At 71.1% G+C, this 14,588-nt stretch carries 15 protein-coding genes; 9 read left to right on the top strand and 6 right to left on the bottom strand.

Features of this window, described 5'->3' with window-relative positions; all coding sequences use genetic code 11:
- Positions 1–30 precede the first annotated feature (30 nt).
- Genes ACFY6U_RS03585 through ACFY6U_RS03575 form a run of 3 tightly spaced genes read left to right on the top strand, consistent with a single transcriptional unit; the run spans position 31 to position 2,502 of the window.
- Positions 31–1,368 (top strand): ferric reductase-like transmembrane domain-containing protein, encoded by a 1,338-nt coding sequence (locus ACFY6U_RS03585; RefSeq protein WP_390034873.1) that lies wholly within the window; start codon positions 31–33, stop codon positions 1,366–1,368.
- 10 nt (positions 1,369–1,378) lie between these two features.
- Positions 1,379–1,777, top strand: coding sequence for an FMN-binding protein (locus ACFY6U_RS03580; protein WP_390034872.1), 399 nt, complete (start codon positions 1,379–1,381; stop codon positions 1,775–1,777).
- 2 nt (positions 1,778–1,779) lie between these two features.
- Complete coding sequence (locus ACFY6U_RS03575; RefSeq protein WP_390034871.1) at positions 1,780–2,502, top strand: FAD:protein FMN transferase; 723 nt, start codon at positions 1,780–1,782, stop codon at positions 2,500–2,502.
- Positions 2,503–2,566: 64 nt separating this feature from the next.
- Here the strand turns inward: ACFY6U_RS03575 and ACFY6U_RS03570 are convergent, their stop codons facing one another.
- Together ACFY6U_RS03570 and ACFY6U_RS03565 are read right to left on the bottom strand one after the other, a co-directional pair.
- On the bottom strand, positions 2,567–4,717 hold the full coding sequence (locus ACFY6U_RS03570; protein ID WP_390034870.1) for an ArnT family glycosyltransferase: 2,151 nt from the start codon (positions 4,715–4,717) through the stop codon (positions 2,567–2,569).
- On the bottom strand, positions 4,714–5,595 hold the full coding sequence (locus ACFY6U_RS03565) for a glycosyltransferase (protein ID WP_390034869.1): 882 nt from the start codon (positions 5,593–5,595) through the stop codon (positions 4,714–4,716). The genes ACFY6U_RS03570 and ACFY6U_RS03565 overlap by 4 nt, the downstream gene beginning before the upstream one ends.
- 243 nt (positions 5,596–5,838) lie before the next feature.
- Here ACFY6U_RS03565 and ACFY6U_RS03560 point away from each other — a divergent pair, with 243 nt between their 5' ends.
- Genes ACFY6U_RS03560 through ACFY6U_RS03550 form a run of 3 tightly spaced genes read left to right on the top strand, consistent with a single transcriptional unit; the run spans position 5,839 to position 8,278 of the window.
- Complete coding sequence (locus ACFY6U_RS03560) at positions 5,839–6,969, top strand: ABC transporter ATP-binding protein (protein ID WP_351497231.1); 1,131 nt, start codon at positions 5,839–5,841, stop codon at positions 6,967–6,969.
- Entirely contained in the window at positions 6,966–7,616 is a 651-nt protein-coding gene (locus ACFY6U_RS03555; RefSeq protein WP_351497229.1) for an ABC transporter permease subunit, read from the top strand. Before ACFY6U_RS03560 ends, ACFY6U_RS03555 begins: the two co-directional genes overlap by 4 nt.
- Positions 7,613–8,278 carry an ABC transporter permease gene (locus ACFY6U_RS03550; RefSeq protein ID WP_390034868.1) on the top strand — a complete coding sequence of 222 codons (666 nt, stop codon included), beginning with the start codon at positions 7,613–7,615 and terminating at the stop codon, positions 8,276–8,278. Before ACFY6U_RS03555 ends, ACFY6U_RS03550 begins: the two co-directional genes overlap by 4 nt.
- A gap of 68 nt (positions 8,279–8,346) precedes the next feature.
- On the opposite strand, the gene ACFY6U_RS03545 is transcribed toward ACFY6U_RS03550, so the two are convergent.
- From ACFY6U_RS03545 to ACFY6U_RS03530, 4 genes are read right to left on the bottom strand one after another with little or no spacing between them, the layout of a single operon-like run.
- Positions 8,347–8,943 (bottom strand): ATP/GTP-binding protein, encoded by a 597-nt coding sequence (locus tag ACFY6U_RS03545; protein WP_217547088.1) that lies wholly within the window; start codon positions 8,941–8,943, stop codon positions 8,347–8,349.
- Positions 8,930–9,346, bottom strand: coding sequence for a DUF742 domain-containing protein (locus ACFY6U_RS03540; protein WP_089104679.1), 417 nt, complete (start codon positions 9,344–9,346; stop codon positions 8,930–8,932). Before ACFY6U_RS03540 ends, ACFY6U_RS03545 begins: the two co-directional genes overlap by 14 nt.
- A gap of 52 nt (positions 9,347–9,398) precedes the next feature.
- Positions 9,399–9,875, bottom strand: coding sequence for a roadblock/LC7 domain-containing protein (locus ACFY6U_RS03535; protein WP_351497223.1), 477 nt, complete (start codon positions 9,873–9,875; stop codon positions 9,399–9,401).
- Positions 9,872–12,352, bottom strand: a complete 2,481-nt coding sequence (locus ACFY6U_RS03530; protein ID WP_390034867.1) for an ATP-binding protein — start codon at positions 12,350–12,352, stop codon at positions 9,872–9,874. Before ACFY6U_RS03530 ends, ACFY6U_RS03535 begins: the two co-directional genes overlap by 4 nt.
- A 358-nt stretch (positions 12,353–12,710) precedes the next feature.
- Here ACFY6U_RS03530 and ACFY6U_RS03525 point away from each other — a divergent pair, with 358 nt between their 5' ends.
- From ACFY6U_RS03525 to ACFY6U_RS03515, 3 genes are read left to right on the top strand one after another with little or no spacing between them, the layout of a single operon-like run.
- Complete coding sequence (locus tag ACFY6U_RS03525; protein ID WP_390034866.1) at positions 12,711–13,673, top strand: ABC transporter substrate-binding protein; 963 nt, start codon at positions 12,711–12,713, stop codon at positions 13,671–13,673.
- A 50-nt stretch (positions 13,674–13,723) separates the two neighbouring features.
- The gene (locus ACFY6U_RS03520) at positions 13,724–14,065 is read left to right on the top strand and encodes a hypothetical protein (protein WP_390034865.1); all 342 of its coding nucleotides are present in this window, start codon (positions 13,724–13,726) and stop codon (positions 14,063–14,065) included.
- A complete protein-coding gene (locus ACFY6U_RS03515) occupies positions 14,017–14,403 on the top strand; it encodes an aromatic amino acid lyase (RefSeq protein ID WP_390035193.1) in 387 nt (128 codons plus the stop codon). The genes ACFY6U_RS03520 and ACFY6U_RS03515 overlap by 49 nt, the downstream gene beginning before the upstream one ends.
- Positions 14,404–14,588 lie beyond the last annotated feature (185 nt).

The following is a 14,588-nucleotide window of genomic DNA, read 5'->3' as shown; positions in this document are numbered from 1 at the left end:
CCCAGGACCCGATCAAGGAGCTGCCCACCCGTGACGACCGTCCAATCGCCCCCTGCGCCCCCCACGGCGATACGCCCCAGGGTGGTGGCCCGCACGGGCCTGTACGCCGTGCTCGCCGCGAACGCGGCCGTGGTCGCCTGCTTCTTCGCCCAGGCCGGCTTCGCCTCCAACGCGCTGATCGTCATCGGCCGCTTCTTCGGACTCTACGGTGCCCTCGTCATGGCCTTCCAGCTGGTGCTGGTGGCCCGGCTGCCCTGGCTGGACCGCCGGATCGGCATGGACCGGCTGACCTCCTGGCACCGCTGGACCGGCTTCGCCCTGCTCTGGACGCTGCTCGCGCACGCCGTCTTCATCAGCTTCGGCTACGCCGACGGCGCGGGCGTCGGCCCGGTCGGTGAGCTGGTCGACCTCGCGGAGACGACGGAGGGCGTGCTCCGGGCCGTGGTCGCGCTGGGCATCATCATCGTGGTCGGCGCCGTCTCGGCCCGCTTCGCCCGCCGCCGGCTCGCCTACGAGACCTGGCACTTCATCCACCTGTACACCTACGTGGCCGTGGTGCTCGCCTTCAGCCACCAGGTCGCGGTCGGTACGACCTTCACGGCGTCGTCCGCCGCGAAGGCGTACTGGTACGCGGTGTGGGGCGTGGCGCTCGGCGCGGTGGCCCTGGGCCGCCTGGTCCTGCCGCTGTGGCGCAACCACCGCCACCAGTTCCGGGTATCCGCCGTCGTCCCCGAGTCGGACAACGTCGTCTCGGTGTACGTCACAGGGCGTGACCTCGACAAGCTGGGCGCACAGGCCGGTCAGTTCTTCCTCTGGCGCTTCCTCACCAAGGACCGCTGGTGGCAGGCCAACCCCTTCTCCCTCTCCGCCGCACCCGACGGCCGCACCCTGCGCCTGACCGCCAAGGCGGCCGGTGACGGCAGCGCCGGCCTGCGGCACATGAAGGCCGGCACCCGGGTCTTCGCCGAGGGCCCCTACGGCGCCTTCACCACCCTGCACCGGCAGAAGCCCGAGTCGCTGCTCATCGCGGGCGGCGTCGGCGTCACCCCGATCCGCGCCCTCCTGGAGGACCTCGAAGGCCACGCGGTCGTCATCTACCGTGTCGCCACCGACCGGGACGCCGTCCTCTACGACGAGCTGCGCGGCCTCGCCGTCGCCAAGGGCGCCGAACTCCACCTGGTCACCGGCCCGCCCGTCCCCGACAAGCTGGCCCCGCGCGAGCTGAGCCGGCTGGTCCCGGACATCGCCGACCGGGACGTTTTCCTGTGCGGGCCGCCGCCGATGATGAACGCGGTGCTGCGCACCCTGGGAGACCTGGGCGTGCCCAAGGCGCAGATCCACTTCGAGCGTTTCAGCCTGGCGGGATGAGAGAGACACCGTGAAGCGAGCCATATCTGTCGTCGCCCTGAGCGTCGCGGGCCTGATCCCCGTCTGGCGCTACGAGCCGTCCATCGGCGGTACGACGTCCACCACCGCCGAGCCCGCCACCACCCCGTCGGCCACCTCGTCCACCGCTTCGGGCACGGTCGTCAAGGGCACGACCGTCAACACGGACAAGGGTCCCGTCCAGGTCCAGGTGACCTTCTCCGGCGACAGGATCTCCGCGGTGAGGATGCTCCAGCAGCCGAACCATCCGCAGACGACGGCCGCGGTGCCGGTGCTCATCGCTGAGACACTGAAGGCACAGAGCGCGGACATCGACACCGTGTCCGGCGCGACGATCACCAGTGACGGCTACAAGGAGTCCCTCCAGGCCGCGATCGACGCGAAGGGCTGATCATGAACCGAGTCGAACACGTCATGGGCTTCCCGGTCTCGCTCCGCATCGACGACGAGGGGGATTTCGCGGAGGCCGTGGACGTCGCCTTCGCGTGGCTGCGCGGGGTCGACGAGCGGTTCAGCCCCTTCAGGCCGGACAGCGAGGTCTCCCGCCTGGACCGGGGTGAGCTCGCCGAGTCCGAGGTGAGCCCGGACCTCGCCGAGGTGCTCGCGCTGTGCGAGGAGTACCGGCTGGCGACCGGGGGCGCGTTCGACGTACGGCTGCCGGGGCGGGGCCTCGACCCGTGCGCGGTGGTCAAGGGCTGGTCGGTGCAGCGGGCGGCGGAACTGCTGTCGGCGGCCGGGGCGAAGCGGTTCTGCCTGAACGCCGGGGGAGACGTGGTCGCGGCCGGCGGGCCCTGGCGGGTGGGGGTCCGCCACCCCGAGCAGGCAGACCAGCTGTGCCTGGCGCTGGAGATCACGGACGGGGCGGTGGCCACCTCCGGGCGCTACGAGCGCGGCGACCACATCGTCGACGGCCGCACGGGCCGCCCGGCCACCGGCCTGCTGAGCGTCACCGTGGTCGCGCCGACGCTGACGGAGGCCGACTCCGTGGCGACGGCCGCCTTCGCGATGGGCACGGACGGCGCCGCGTGGGCGGCGAGCCGCCCGGGCTGCGAGGTGTTCGTGGTGGACACGGACCGGGCCGTGCTGCGGACGCCGGGGCTGCCGGTCGCCGCGTGACCCCGGGTACGACACGAGAAGGCGGGCCGCTCCTGGCGGCCCGCCTTCTTTTCCGGGGTGGGGATCAGCCGGCGTCGGAGGCGTCCAGGCGGTACAGGCCGCCGTACGCGCTCACGGCCGTGCCGTGCTTCTTCACCCAGGTCGCGATCTCGGAGTTCGTGCCCTGGCCGCCGTCGCTGCTGACGACGACGTAGTGCAGCTTGCCGGACTCCACCAGGCTCTTGAGCTTGGCGAGGGTCATCGCGTTGTCGCTGCCGGACCAGCCGCCCATGGAGATGACGGGCTGACCGGACTCCAGGATGATCGAGGAGGCCGTCTGGTCGGTGGCCACCGCCACCAGCCAGGCGGCGCCGTCCCGGTGCTTCTCCAGGTACGTGATCATCGCCGAGCCGACCTGGCTGCCGCCCATGCCGCCACCCGTCTGACCGCCGGAGGCGGTCTTCGACGAGGACGACGAGGACGACGAGGACGACGAGGACGACGAGGACGACGAGGACGACGAGGACGACGAGGACGACGAGGACGACGAGGACGACGAGCGCGTGCTCGACGAGGAGTTGCCGCCGGTCGGAGGCTCGCCCATCGTCCGGCCACCGGAGCTCGTGGAGCTTCCGGAGCCGCTCGGGGCGTTCCCGCCGGGCGCGCTGCCGCTCGGACCCTGGCCACCGCCGCCGCCCATGCCGCCACCGGTGCTGGGCCCGGCCGTCGGGTTGGTGCCGTTGCTGCTCGCGCTGGTGGCCGCCGAGACGGAGTAGGCGGCCGGGCCGGCCAGCAGGGCGACGACCGCCGCCACCGCCGCGAGGCCCATCAGCCGCTGCCGCTTCATGAACCGCCCGATCAGCAGTCCGGCCACCGCCACCGCACCGCCCAGCGCGACCACCACCTCGGCGACCGTGTACACCGTGCCGGAACCGGAGACCCGCTGGAGCAGCACGACCGCCCAGACGGTGCTCGCGCCGACGGCGGCCGGGAGAACCCAGCCCCACCTCGCCGCCGAGCCCTCCCGGAAGGCCTTGTACAGCATGACCCCGCCCGCGCCGGCCAGGGCGGCGATCCCCGGCGCCATGGCGGTGACGTAGTACGGGTGGAAGGTGCCCTCGGCGAGGGAGAACGTCAGGAAGTGCAGGACGAACCAGCCGCCCCACAGCACCAGCGCGGCCCGTTTGGCGTCGGTGCGCGGCGCCCGGCCGCGCAGCACGAGTCCGCCGACGAGGGCGACCGCGGCGAACGGGATCAGCCAGGAGATCTGGCCGCCCATGATGTCGTTGAACATCCGGTACAGGCCCGAACTGCCACCGAAGCTCGCGCCGTTGCCCTGCGAGCCGACGGAGGAGCTCGCCCCGAAGATCCGGCCGAAGCCGTTGTAGCCGATGACCAGGTCCCACACGGTGTTGTCGGTGGAGCCACCGATGTACGGCCGGTCCGAGGCCGGGATCAGGTCGACGACCACCATCCACCAGGAGCTGCTGACCACCAACGCGGCCGTGGCGACGACGAGGTTGCGGAGGCGCCTGCCCAACGACGCGTTCGTGGCCCACAGGTAGACCAGGAAGAACGCGGGCAGCACGACGTACGCCTGCATCATCTTGGTGTTGAACGCGAAGCCGATCGCGACCGCCGACCAGACGAGGGGCAGCAGCTTGCCGGTACGCACCGCCTTCAGCAGGGCGGCCGCGCCCAGGAGCATCAGGAAGACCAGGACCGGGTCGGGGTTGGTGTCGCGGTTGAGGGCGACGGTGATCGGCGTGAGGGTCAGGACGAGGGCCGCGACCGTGGCCGCCACGACCCCGAAGTCCCGCTTCACCAGCCGGTACAGCAACGCCACCGAGCCGACGCCGACGGCGACCATTGGCAGCATCAACTGCCAGGTGCCGTACCCGAGGACGCGGGCCGACAAGCCCATCACCCAGAGGGCGAAGGGGGGTTTGTCGACGGTGATGAAGCTGCCGGCGTCCAGGGCGCCGAAGAAGAACGCCTTCCAGCTCTTGGTGCCGGAGTAGACCGCGGCGTCGTAGAAGGTGTTGCCGGTGACGGAGGTGAGGTTCCAGGCGTACAGGGCGGTGGCCAGGAGCAGGATCGCCCACAGGGCCGGGCGGGCCCAGCGCGGGTCGTCGGGGGCGCCCAGGAACAGCCTTCTGGCGCGGGAGACCGGCGGGGCGGCGGCCCGGTGCCGGCCGTCCTGGACCGGGGCGGGAGGCGGGGCGAGGGTCGTCATGACGCGTACTCCATGGGCTCGACGGCGGTGGCTGCCCCGGCGGGCAGGGGCGTGACGTTCTGGGGGACGGTGGTGCGGCGGGGTACGGCGTGGACGCGGGTACGGCCGGTGACGGTGGCCCGGAGCATGCGGGCCATGCCCTTGAGGTCGTCGAGGGCGGAGCGGACGATGTCGACCCGGCTGTCGGGGTCGTCGACCCGGTCGACCGGGACCTCGTGGACGCGGAGTTCGTTGCGCTGGGCGAGCACCAGCAGTTCGGTGTCGAAGAACCAGGCGGTGTCCTCGGTGTGCGGGGCGAGGGCGCGGAACACCTCGGTGCGCACGGCCTTGAAGCCGCACTGCGCGTCCGAGGTGGGGGTCCCCGCGCTCGAGCGCAGCCGAGAGTGGGGGAAGGCGCCGAGGCCTGCCTTGAGGAGCAGGTTGCAGCAGCGTGAGATGAACTCCCGCTTCGGGCCGCGCACCACCGCCGACTGCCGGTGCAGCCGGCTGCCGACGGCGAGGTCGCTGTGGCCGGAGAGGAGGGGCGCGACCAGGGGCAGAAAGCCGTCGAGCCCGGTGGAGAGGCCGATGTCCGTGCAGGCGACGACGTCGGCCGTGGACCGGCTCCACACGTGCTTCAGGGCGCGGCCCCGGCCCTTCTGCTCCAGCCGCTGTGCGTGGACGTGCGGCAGGCGCAGGGTCGGGCCGGTCGCCACCGTCCAGGTGGCGTCCGTGCTCGCGTTGTCCGCGATCGTGATGCGGAACGGGAACGGGAAGGAGTCTTCGAGGTATGCGTCGAGACGGCCGATGCTGTCGGCGAGGACGTGTGCCTCGTTGGACACCGGCACCACGATCTCGACCGACCGGCGGCGGACGCCTCCCGCGTTCGTTTCGTTCATGACCTTGACGATCGGGGCGCGGTCTGGGGCGGCCCTGAGGCTTCACTGAGCGGGGAATGAGAATCAGCGAACTCACAGGTGTCGCACAGCGGGCCTCGGTCAGGTCACAAACTGAAGAGGATCAGTCAGTCGCCAAAGTGCTGAAACACTTCCGGTTTAAACTCTGTCCACAACAGCCTGCGCCACGGCGACCGTGGTCGATAACTGGGCACTTTCTGGCAAACCCGAAGGGTATTCGGCGTTTTGATACGGATAGATTCAGTCACGAAGCGGTACCCGGACGGTACGGTCGCCGTCGACCGGCTCTCCCTGGAGATACCGGACCGCTCGATCACCGTCTTCGTCGGCCCCTCGGGCTGCGGCAAGACGACGACCCTGCGGATGATCAACCGGATGGTGGAGCCCACCGAGGGCCGCATCCTCCTCGACGGCGCCGACATCCACGCGCAGCCCGTCAACACCCTGCGCCGGTCGATGGGTTACGTCATCCAGAACGCCGGTCTCTTCCAGCACCGCACCATCATCGACAACATCGCCACCGTGCCCCGGCTGCTCGGCTGGACCAAGCAGAGGGCGCGGGCCCGGGCGGCCGAGCTGATGGAGCGGGTGGGCCTCGACTCGGCCCTCGCCAAGCGCTACCCGTACCAGCTCTCCGGTGGCCAGCAGCAGCGCGTGGGCGTGGCCCGGGCGCTCGCCGCCGACCCGCCGGTGCTGCTGATGGACGAGCCGTTCTCCGCCGTGGACCCCGTGGTCCGCAAGGGGCTTCAGGACGAACTTCTGCGGATCCAGGACGAGTTGGGCAAGACGATCGTCTTCGTCACCCATGACATCGACGAGGCGATCAAGCTCGGCACGATGGTCGCGGTGATGCGCACCGGCGGCCATCTCGCCCAGTACGCCCCGCCGGCCGAACTGCTCACCGACCCCGCGGACGCCTTCGTCGAGGACTTCCTCGGCGCCGACCGGGGCATCCGGCGGCTCTCCTTCTTCCCGTCCGCGGACCTCGAGCTGCAGACCGCGCCGATCGTCGCGATCGACGCCGACGCCACCCGGCTCGGCGCCCGCGCCACGGCCGACGCCCCCTATCTCCTCGTGACGGACCTGGACGGCAGGCCGCTCGGCTGGGGCGAGCCGAGGGCCCTGACCGCCGGGTCGATCCGCCCGGAGCAACTGGTCCCGTACGGACGGCCCTTCGTCCCCGGCCGGGACTCGCTGCGTGCCGCCCTCGACGGTTCCGTCCTCTCGCCGACCGGCTGGGCCGTGGCCGTGGACGGCGAGGGACGCGCGGTAGGCGTCGTCTCCCAGCAGGTCATCGGCGCCGCGATCCGCACCGCCCACGCCGAGGGCCGCGACGACGCGAAGGTCGGGGGATGAGCGGCTTCTTCGACATCCCGAGCGACCTCCAGAACACCTACTTCGGGCTGATCGGCCTGCACCTGCGCGAGGCCCTCATCCCGGTCCTGGCCGGTCTGCTGGTGTCCCTGCCCATAGCCCAGCTCTGCGTGCGCTTCCGCTGGCTGTACCCGCCGGTGCTGGGGGTCACCACGATCCTGTACGCCATCCCCTCGCTGGCCTTCTTCGTCGTCCTCATCGACTACACGGGCCAGACCGAGACGACGGTGATGATCCCGCTCGCGGTGTACAGCCTGGTGGTCCTGGTCCCCGCCATCGTGGACGGGGTCCGCTCGGTCCCGGCGGAGACCCTCGCCGCCGCCACCGCGATGGGCCTCGGCCCCGTACGCCGCTACTTCCAGGTGCAGTTGCCGATCGCCGTCCCCGCGATCATCGCGGGCCTCAGGGTGGCCACCGTCTCCAGCATCTCCCTGGTCAGCGTCGGCATGCTGATCGGCAACCAGGGCGCCCTCGGCAACCTGCTCAACGACGCGAACATCTACCACCGCCCCGAACTGGCGGTGAACTCGGTCGTGACCACCGCGGTGCTGGCCATCCTGGCCGACGCCGTCCTCGTCCTCGTACGCCGTGTGCTGACGCCCTGGATGCCGAAGGAGAGCACCCGGTGAACGTCCTCAACTTCATCCACGCGTTCTTCAGCGACAGCTCCCACTGGCACGGCTACGACGGCATCCCCACCCGCCTGTGGGAACACATCCAGTACTCGCTGGAGGCGCTGGCCTACGCGGCCGTCATCGGCCTGCCCGTCGGCCTGGTCACCGGCCACTACGGGCGCGGCGGCAACACCCTCGCCCTGATCGCCACGGCCGGCCGGGCGCTGCCCAGCTTCGGCCTGCTGGTCCTGATGTTCATCTGGCTCGGCTTCGGCATGCTGCCGGTGATGATCCCGCTGGTGATCCTCGCCGTACCGCCGATCCTGGTCACGACGTACGAGGCGATGCGCTCGGTCGACCCGTCCCCGGTGGACGCGGCGCGGGGCATGGGCATGCCGGAGGCACGCGTCCTCTTCCAGGTGGAACTCCCGGTCGCCCTCCCGCTGATCCTCAGCGGCCTGCGCTCAGCGGCCATCCAGATCGTCTCGACGGCGACCATCGCGGCGTACGTCAGCCTGGGCGGCCTGGGCCGCTACATCATCGACGGCCTCTACCAGAAGAACTACGAGAAGGTCGTGGGCGGCGCCACGCTGGTGGCGGCCATGGCCCTGGCCACGCTGGGCATCTTCTGGGCGGTACAGAGACTGACGGTCTCTCCCGGAGTACGGCGGAGTTAGCGCCCCGTCAGGGGCGCGGGGAACTGCGCGGCCGGCCACATCCGGCCCGCAGTTCCCCACCCACCGCACTACCCCCCACTACGCGCCAGCGCCAGTTCCAGCACGACAAGCAGCGCATCCCGCACAGAACCCCGTTCCCGCGCGTCGAAGACGACCAGCGGCGTCCCTTCGGCGACGTCCAGCGCCCACCGCACCTCGTCCAGCGTGTGCTCGACGCGGCCGTCGAACGCGTTGATCGCGACGGCGAACGGAATCCCCTTGTGTTCGAAGTAGTCGACCGCCGCGTAGCAGTCGTCGAGGCGACGCGTGTCAACGATGACGAGCCCGCCGAGCGCGCCTTCCACGATGTCGTCCCACATGAAGCCGAACCGTTCCTGCCCGGGCGTGCCGAACAGGTACAGCTTCAGCGTCGGGTCGATGGTGATGCAGCCGAAGTCCATCGCCACGGTCGTGGTCGTCTTGCGCGGCGTGAGCGAGAGGTCGTCCACGCCCGCCGCGACCTCGGTGATCGACGCCTCGGTGGTCAGTGGCTCGATCTCCGAGATCGAGCCGACGGCGGTGGTCTTGCCCACGCCGAAACCGCCCGCGATGACCATCTTCACCGGCAGCGGCGGCCGTACGGCCGTACGCCCGGTGCCCCGGGTCAGCGAGTCAGTCGGTGTCACGGAGTACCCCTCGGGAGTCGGGGATGGCCCGCAGGCCATCGATAACCCTGCGCAGGACGGACGAGTCGTGGGTGGCCTCGAAGTCGGGCACGTGCACCGTCAGCTGCCCGGCCTCGCGCAGGTCTTCGGCCAGCACCCGGACCACGTTCAGGTGCAGCCGCAGCCGGGCCGCCAGTTCCGCGAGCGACTGCGGAATCCGGCACGCGGCGACGATGTCGTGCTGCTCGAAGGAGAGCCGGTCCAGCACGGCGAGCCCGGCGGCGGTGGCCACCACCTGGGTCTCGACGGGCATCGCCGGTCCGGAGGCGCTGTCCGCCACCCGGCCGGCGGTGACCAGGAACGGCCGTACGGCGGGGGCGGGGCCGACCGGGTCCGGGCCCGGGGGCGGGGTGCCGTCCGCCATGGCTGTGTCTTCCTCTCTCGGCCTTCTCGGCTGTGCCGACCGGCGGTGCCGGTCAGCGCGTCTGTGGGACGCCGACGCTGTTCTTCAGCTCCAGGACGAGCTGCGGACTGAGCGCCGCACCCGCGCGGTTGGCGAACAACGTCATCTCGTAGGCGATGTTGCCGAGCTTGGCCTCCTTGTCGGCGACCACGCCGAGCACGGCGCCGCTGCCGATCGCGGAGACGATGACATGGCCGCCCTCCAGGTCGATGATGACCTTGTTGAGGCCGCCCAGGCCGTAGTTGCCGGACGCGCCGGCGGCCAGGCTGGTGATGCCGGAGACGATCGCGGCCAGCCGTTCGGAGTGGGCGCGTTCACGCAGTTCCGAGACCGCGATCAGCAGACCGTCGGAGGACACGGCGATCGCGTCGACCACGCCGGCGGTCTCGTTCGCGAAGCGGTTCAGCAGCCAGGTGAAGTCGGCTGCGGCCGCCTGCAGGTCGGTCGGCGTGACGCCGCCCGTCGGGGTGTCACCTGTCGACGTGCTCACTGCTCGGCTCCTTCCGGAAGGTGGTTCTGGTCCTGCGGGGGGTGCGTGGGGTCGATGTGCGGCCTGGGCCGCTCGTGGCTTCCGGTGTCGCTCTCGCGCCGGGCGCGCTCCACCGCCGCCTCGAACTCGTCCAGCGCGTCCCGCTCGGCCTCGGCGTCGCGGGTGCGCGGTGCCTGGGCGAGGGTCTGGGCGGCGCCGACGGTGGTGCGGAGGGTCGCGCCGCGTACCCGGCGGCGCAGCGGGCGGGGCCCGTCGGCGGAGTCGGAGTCGGCATCGGCGTCGGCCGGGGGCTCGCCGGAGCGTGCGGCCGGGATCAGCGGGGGCTGCGGTGCCGCGGGCTCGGGGGCGGCCTCGCGGCGCGGCAGCCGGCGGGGGAGCGGGCTCTCCGGCTCGGCCGCGGCCGGTACGGTGACGGCCGCCGTCGGGCCGGTCTCGGCCGGTGCTGGGGGTGACGCCGGTACCGCCGCCGGAGCGGCCGCTTCCGTGGCGATCGGGGTGCCGGAGGTGTCCGCCACCGCGCTCATCGTCAGCAACAGACGTGCGGGCAGCGTCACCTCGGCGGTGACACCGCCGCCCGGGGTCCGGGTCAGCTCGACGCCGATCTCCCAGCGCCGGGCCAGCGCACCCACCACGAAGAGGCCGAGCACCTTGGTCGGCACCAGGTCGAGGCGCTCACGGCGGATCAGCCGCTGGTTCTCCTCCGCCAGCCGCTCGGCACTCATGCCGAGGCCGTGGTCGGTGACAACGATGTGCGCGCCCGCGTCGCTGGAGCGGACGGTGACCTCGACGGGGCTGCCGGCCGGCGAGAACGACACCGCGTTCTCCAGGAGTTCGGCCACCATCAGCGTGAGGTCGCCGATGATGTCCGGCTCGATCACGGCGTCCGTGCCGGCGTACAGCCGTACCCGCTGGTAGCCCTCGATCTGGCCGAGCGCGGCCCGGACGACGTTGGACACCGGGGTCGGGCCCGCGGCCAGCACGGTCTCGCGGATGCCGGCCAGCAGCATCAGGCTGTCCGCGTTGCGGCGCAGGCGGACGGCGATGTGGTCGATGGAGTAGAGGCGTTCGAGGAGCGCCGGGTCGGTCTCGGCCCGCTCCACCGCGTCGATGAAGGCGAGCTGGCGGGTGGTCAGGTTGCTGACACGGCGGCCCACGTTGCCGAACATCTCGGCGGTGTTGCGGCGGCTGAGCACCTGGCGTTCGAGCAGGGCCGCGGCCGTGGTCTGCACCTGGTTGAACGCCTCGGCCAGGTCACCGATCTCGTCGCGGGCGGTGACCGGCATGTCCCGCAGCCGGGGCGGGCCGGAGTCCTCGGCGTCGTCGTCGGCGACCCGGGCGAGTTCGCGGCCCGCCACCTCGGCGACCTCGTGCGCGACCCCGGTCAGGGCCTGCACCGGGCGGATCACCGAGCGGCGGACCAGCGCCGCGAGGGTGATCCAGAGGACGAAGCCGAGCAGCGAGGCGTTCAGCAGGTAGATCGCGCGCCACTTGGCCGAGTCGGCGGCGGCGTCGGCCCGGACGGCGATCTGGCCGATGAGCGAGGTGGTGATGGTCAGCCGGGCGGCGGCCTGGTCGAGGTAGGCCGGGTAGTCGCCGAGCGCGTCCTTGACGGCCAGCCGGATCTCGTCCTGGCCGCCGGCATCCAGCTTGGTCGGGTCGATCTGCAGCTCGGCGAAGGACTCGGCGATGGTGCTCTGGGCCTTGGTGTGCTCGATGTCGGCCAGCTGCCGGGCCTGCCCCTCGGTGGCGAACCGGGTGAACCGGTCGGCCTGGTGCTGGTAGAGGTCGTAGGCGCCGACCGCGTTGGTGAACTCGATCAGGGCGTTGGTGTCGCCGGTGGTCGCCGCGAGCACGTTGGTCTCGAAGGCGCCGTGGGCGGCGTCCGCGCGCAGCAGCGAGTCCAGCAGGTTGCCGGTGAAGGTGGAGGCGAGGTCGGTGTCGCGGTCCAGACCGAGGCCGTCGATCAGGTCGTTGGACGCGTTGCTGTACGCCGGGTCGATGTTGTCGGCCGGCAGGTAGGCCTGCTCGACCGAGTCGCGCAGGCTGGACAGGCCCTCGACCTGCCGCAGGGCGTCCGCCTCGGTGTCCGGCAGCCGGTCGCCGAAGGCGTCACGGACCTTCGTGACCTGGGAGTCCACCGCGTCCTGGGCCTTGCGGTAGGCGGCGGCCGAGGGCTTGGCGTCGCCGGACTCGTACCGCGCCGAGAGCAGGATCGCCTGCTGGTGCTCCGCCTCGACGTTGTCCACGAGGCGTGCCACCTGCGCGCTGTCCCGGACCGTTCGAGCGGCGTCCTCCGCGCTGGTGGACTGCCGCACCAGGTCGGTGAAGACGTACGCCAGCAGTACGGCGATGACGGCGAGCGGGACACCGACCAGCAGGTTGAGCTTGCGCCGGAAGGGCCAACGGTCGGCGAAACCCCGTATCCCGCCCCGCGCCTGGGCGGGCCGGACGGGCGCGTCCACCTGGTTCGTGGACACCGGGCCTCCTTCATGAGGGTGTCTGGTCTGGGGGGCGTCTTCACCCCGAGCTGTTGCGGAACGACACCGAGTAGCGGGCCCCGTGCACCGCTGTGACCGATATCAACTGCCGTGAGACTACAGCGTTCTTGAAGCCCCATTCCGCTTGCGCTTTATCAAGAATCCGTTACAAAGAGACCGCTCTCCGTCCACAACTGGCCACGGATCGAAGCCAATCGGTGACCCGGAGACACTTGACTGATCGAGAACCGGCTGGATTGGATCGTCGGGAGTGGTTCGCAACAGCCCCGTGCCGCGCAACATCTCCCGCGTGGTTCGCAACACCCCCACCCTTCCCACAGCTCCCGGAACGGCAACCGTGACTTCCAACACCCTTCCCAGCAGGTCAATCCGGACATACCGAGGCGTGGCGGCCGTCGCGCTCGCCGCGACGACGGCCCTGCTGGCGGGCTGTTCCTCCTCCGACGACAGCAAGTCCGACCCGCTGTCGGACAGCAAGGCGAGCGGGGACACCGTCGTCGTCGGCTCCAACAACTTCGCCGAGAGCATCCTGATCGCCGACATCTACGGCGAGGCGCTGAAGGCCAAGGGCGTCAAGGTCACTTACAAGTCGAACATCGGCAGCCGTGAGACCACCTACGGTCTGCTCAAGAACGGGTCGATCTCGGTCCTGCCCGAGTACAACGGCGCCCTGCTCGCCTACCTCGACCCCAAGGCGGCCCCGAAGTCCGTCGAGGAGACCACCTCGGCGATCGAGGCCAAGCTGGACTCCAAGCTGACCCTGCTCGACCCGGCGGACGCGCAGGACAAGGACACGGTGACGCTCAACGCGACCACCGCCGCCAAGTACAACCTCACCGAGAAGTCCTCCATAGCCGACCTCAAGAGCATCGCCAAGGACCTGGTCATCGGCGCCTCGCCGGAGTTCCAGACCCGCCAGCAGGGCCTGGTCGGCCTGAAGGACGTCTACGGCCTGGAGTTCAAGTCCTTCAAGGCGCTCGACGCGGGCGGCCCGCTCACCCAGGCCGCCCTGAAGAAGAACGCGGTGCAGGCCGGCGACATCTTCAGCACGGACCCGACCATCACCAAGGAGAAGTTCGTCGTCCTCCAGGACCCGCAGAACCTCTTCGGCTTCGAGAACGTCCAGCCCCTCGTATACAAGAGCGCCCTGAACCAGACGGCCACCGACGCCCTCAACGCCGTCTCCGCCAAGCTCGACACGGCGACCCTGCTGGACCTGGACACCCAGGTGCAGTCGGACAACAAGGACCCGCTGGACGTCGCCCAGGCCTGGCTGAAGAAGGTCGGCCTCAGCAGCTGACCCGGGCCCGGCCCGCCCCGGATCTTCCCCGGATCTTCCCTGGACCTTCCGTGGACCGTGTCGTGCTCGACGGCAACGGCCTCGGCCTGACCGGACTCGTCCGGCCGGCCGACGCCGTTGCCGCTCCCGTCGTACCGGCCGAGGCGCTCGGCCGGGTCCCTCTGGTCCACGAGAGCGCGGGCCGCCTCGCCGCACAGGGACGCTGGTACGGCCGCGGCACGGGCGTGGGCGCCCACCGCTCCGTCACCGTCGACCCGTCCGACGCGGACGGCCGCACCCTGCGCCTGCTGCCCAGCTCTCCGCCGCCCGCCTCCACGCGCTCACCCGTGCCGACCTCACGGGCCTGTCCGCCTTCCTGGCCGCGGGCCCGGCCGGCAGCTCCGGCACGATGATCCTGGAGTACACCGCCAACTCGGCCCTGGCCGAACTCCGTTCCAGCGCGGCCCCGGCATCGGCCGGCCACACCGTCCTCTCCCACGGCCTGGAGGAGGCCGCGAGTTTCGCGGGCCAAGCGGCGAAACAGGCGGAGCGGGCGGCCGAGGCGTACCCGGTGGTACTGGCCTGCGAACTGGTGGCGGCGGTACGCGCGTTGCGGCTGAGCCCGGTGGAACCGACGGTGCCCGCGTACCAGCTGGCGGCAGCGGTCCTGCCGGGGGACATGGAGGACCGCGCCCTGACAGGAGGCGTGACGGCAGCAATGGAGCTACTGCCACTACTGGCCGACGTGTGAAAGGCGCCCCTTCAGGGGCGCGGGGCCGTGTCGAATCTGCGGCTCCGCCGCGTGGTCGCGACCAGCCCCCACCGATCCGCAGCCGAACTCAACGCGTGTGATTCCGTCAGAATTGCCGCTGCCGATGGAAGAAAAGCTCCACTTCCCCTCGGGAACCGTCGGCCCCCGCGTCGCGATACGCACGC

The organism is Streptomyces sp. NPDC013157 (assembly GCF_042899865.1).
GTDB lineage: Bacteria > Actinomycetota > Actinomycetes > Streptomycetales > Streptomycetaceae > Streptomyces.
The sequence above is the reverse complement of the archived record's forward strand: the minus strand, read 5'-3'. Positions and strand labels throughout refer to the sequence as shown.

Bases quoted from the DNA above. Each gene is read 5' to 3' on its own strand.
- ACFY6U_RS03575 (WP_390034871.1), top strand. From the start codon at position 1,780: ATGAACCGAGTCGAACACGTCATGGGCTTCCCGGTCTCGCTCCGCATC.
- ACFY6U_RS03555 (WP_351497229.1), top strand. From the start codon at position 6,966: ATGAGCGGCTTCTTCGACATCCCGAGCGACCTCCAGAACACCTACTTC.
- ACFY6U_RS03565 (WP_390034869.1), bottom strand. From the start codon at position 5,595: ATGAACGAAACGAACGCGGGAGGCGTCCGCCGCCGGTCGGTCGAGATC.
- ACFY6U_RS03540 (WP_089104679.1), bottom strand. From the start codon at position 9,346: ATGGCGGACGGCACCCCGCCCCCGGGCCCGGACCCGGTCGGCCCCGCC.
- ACFY6U_RS03570 (WP_390034870.1), bottom strand. From the start codon at position 4,717: ATGACGACCCTCGCCCCGCCTCCCGCCCCGGTCCAGGACGGCCGGCAC.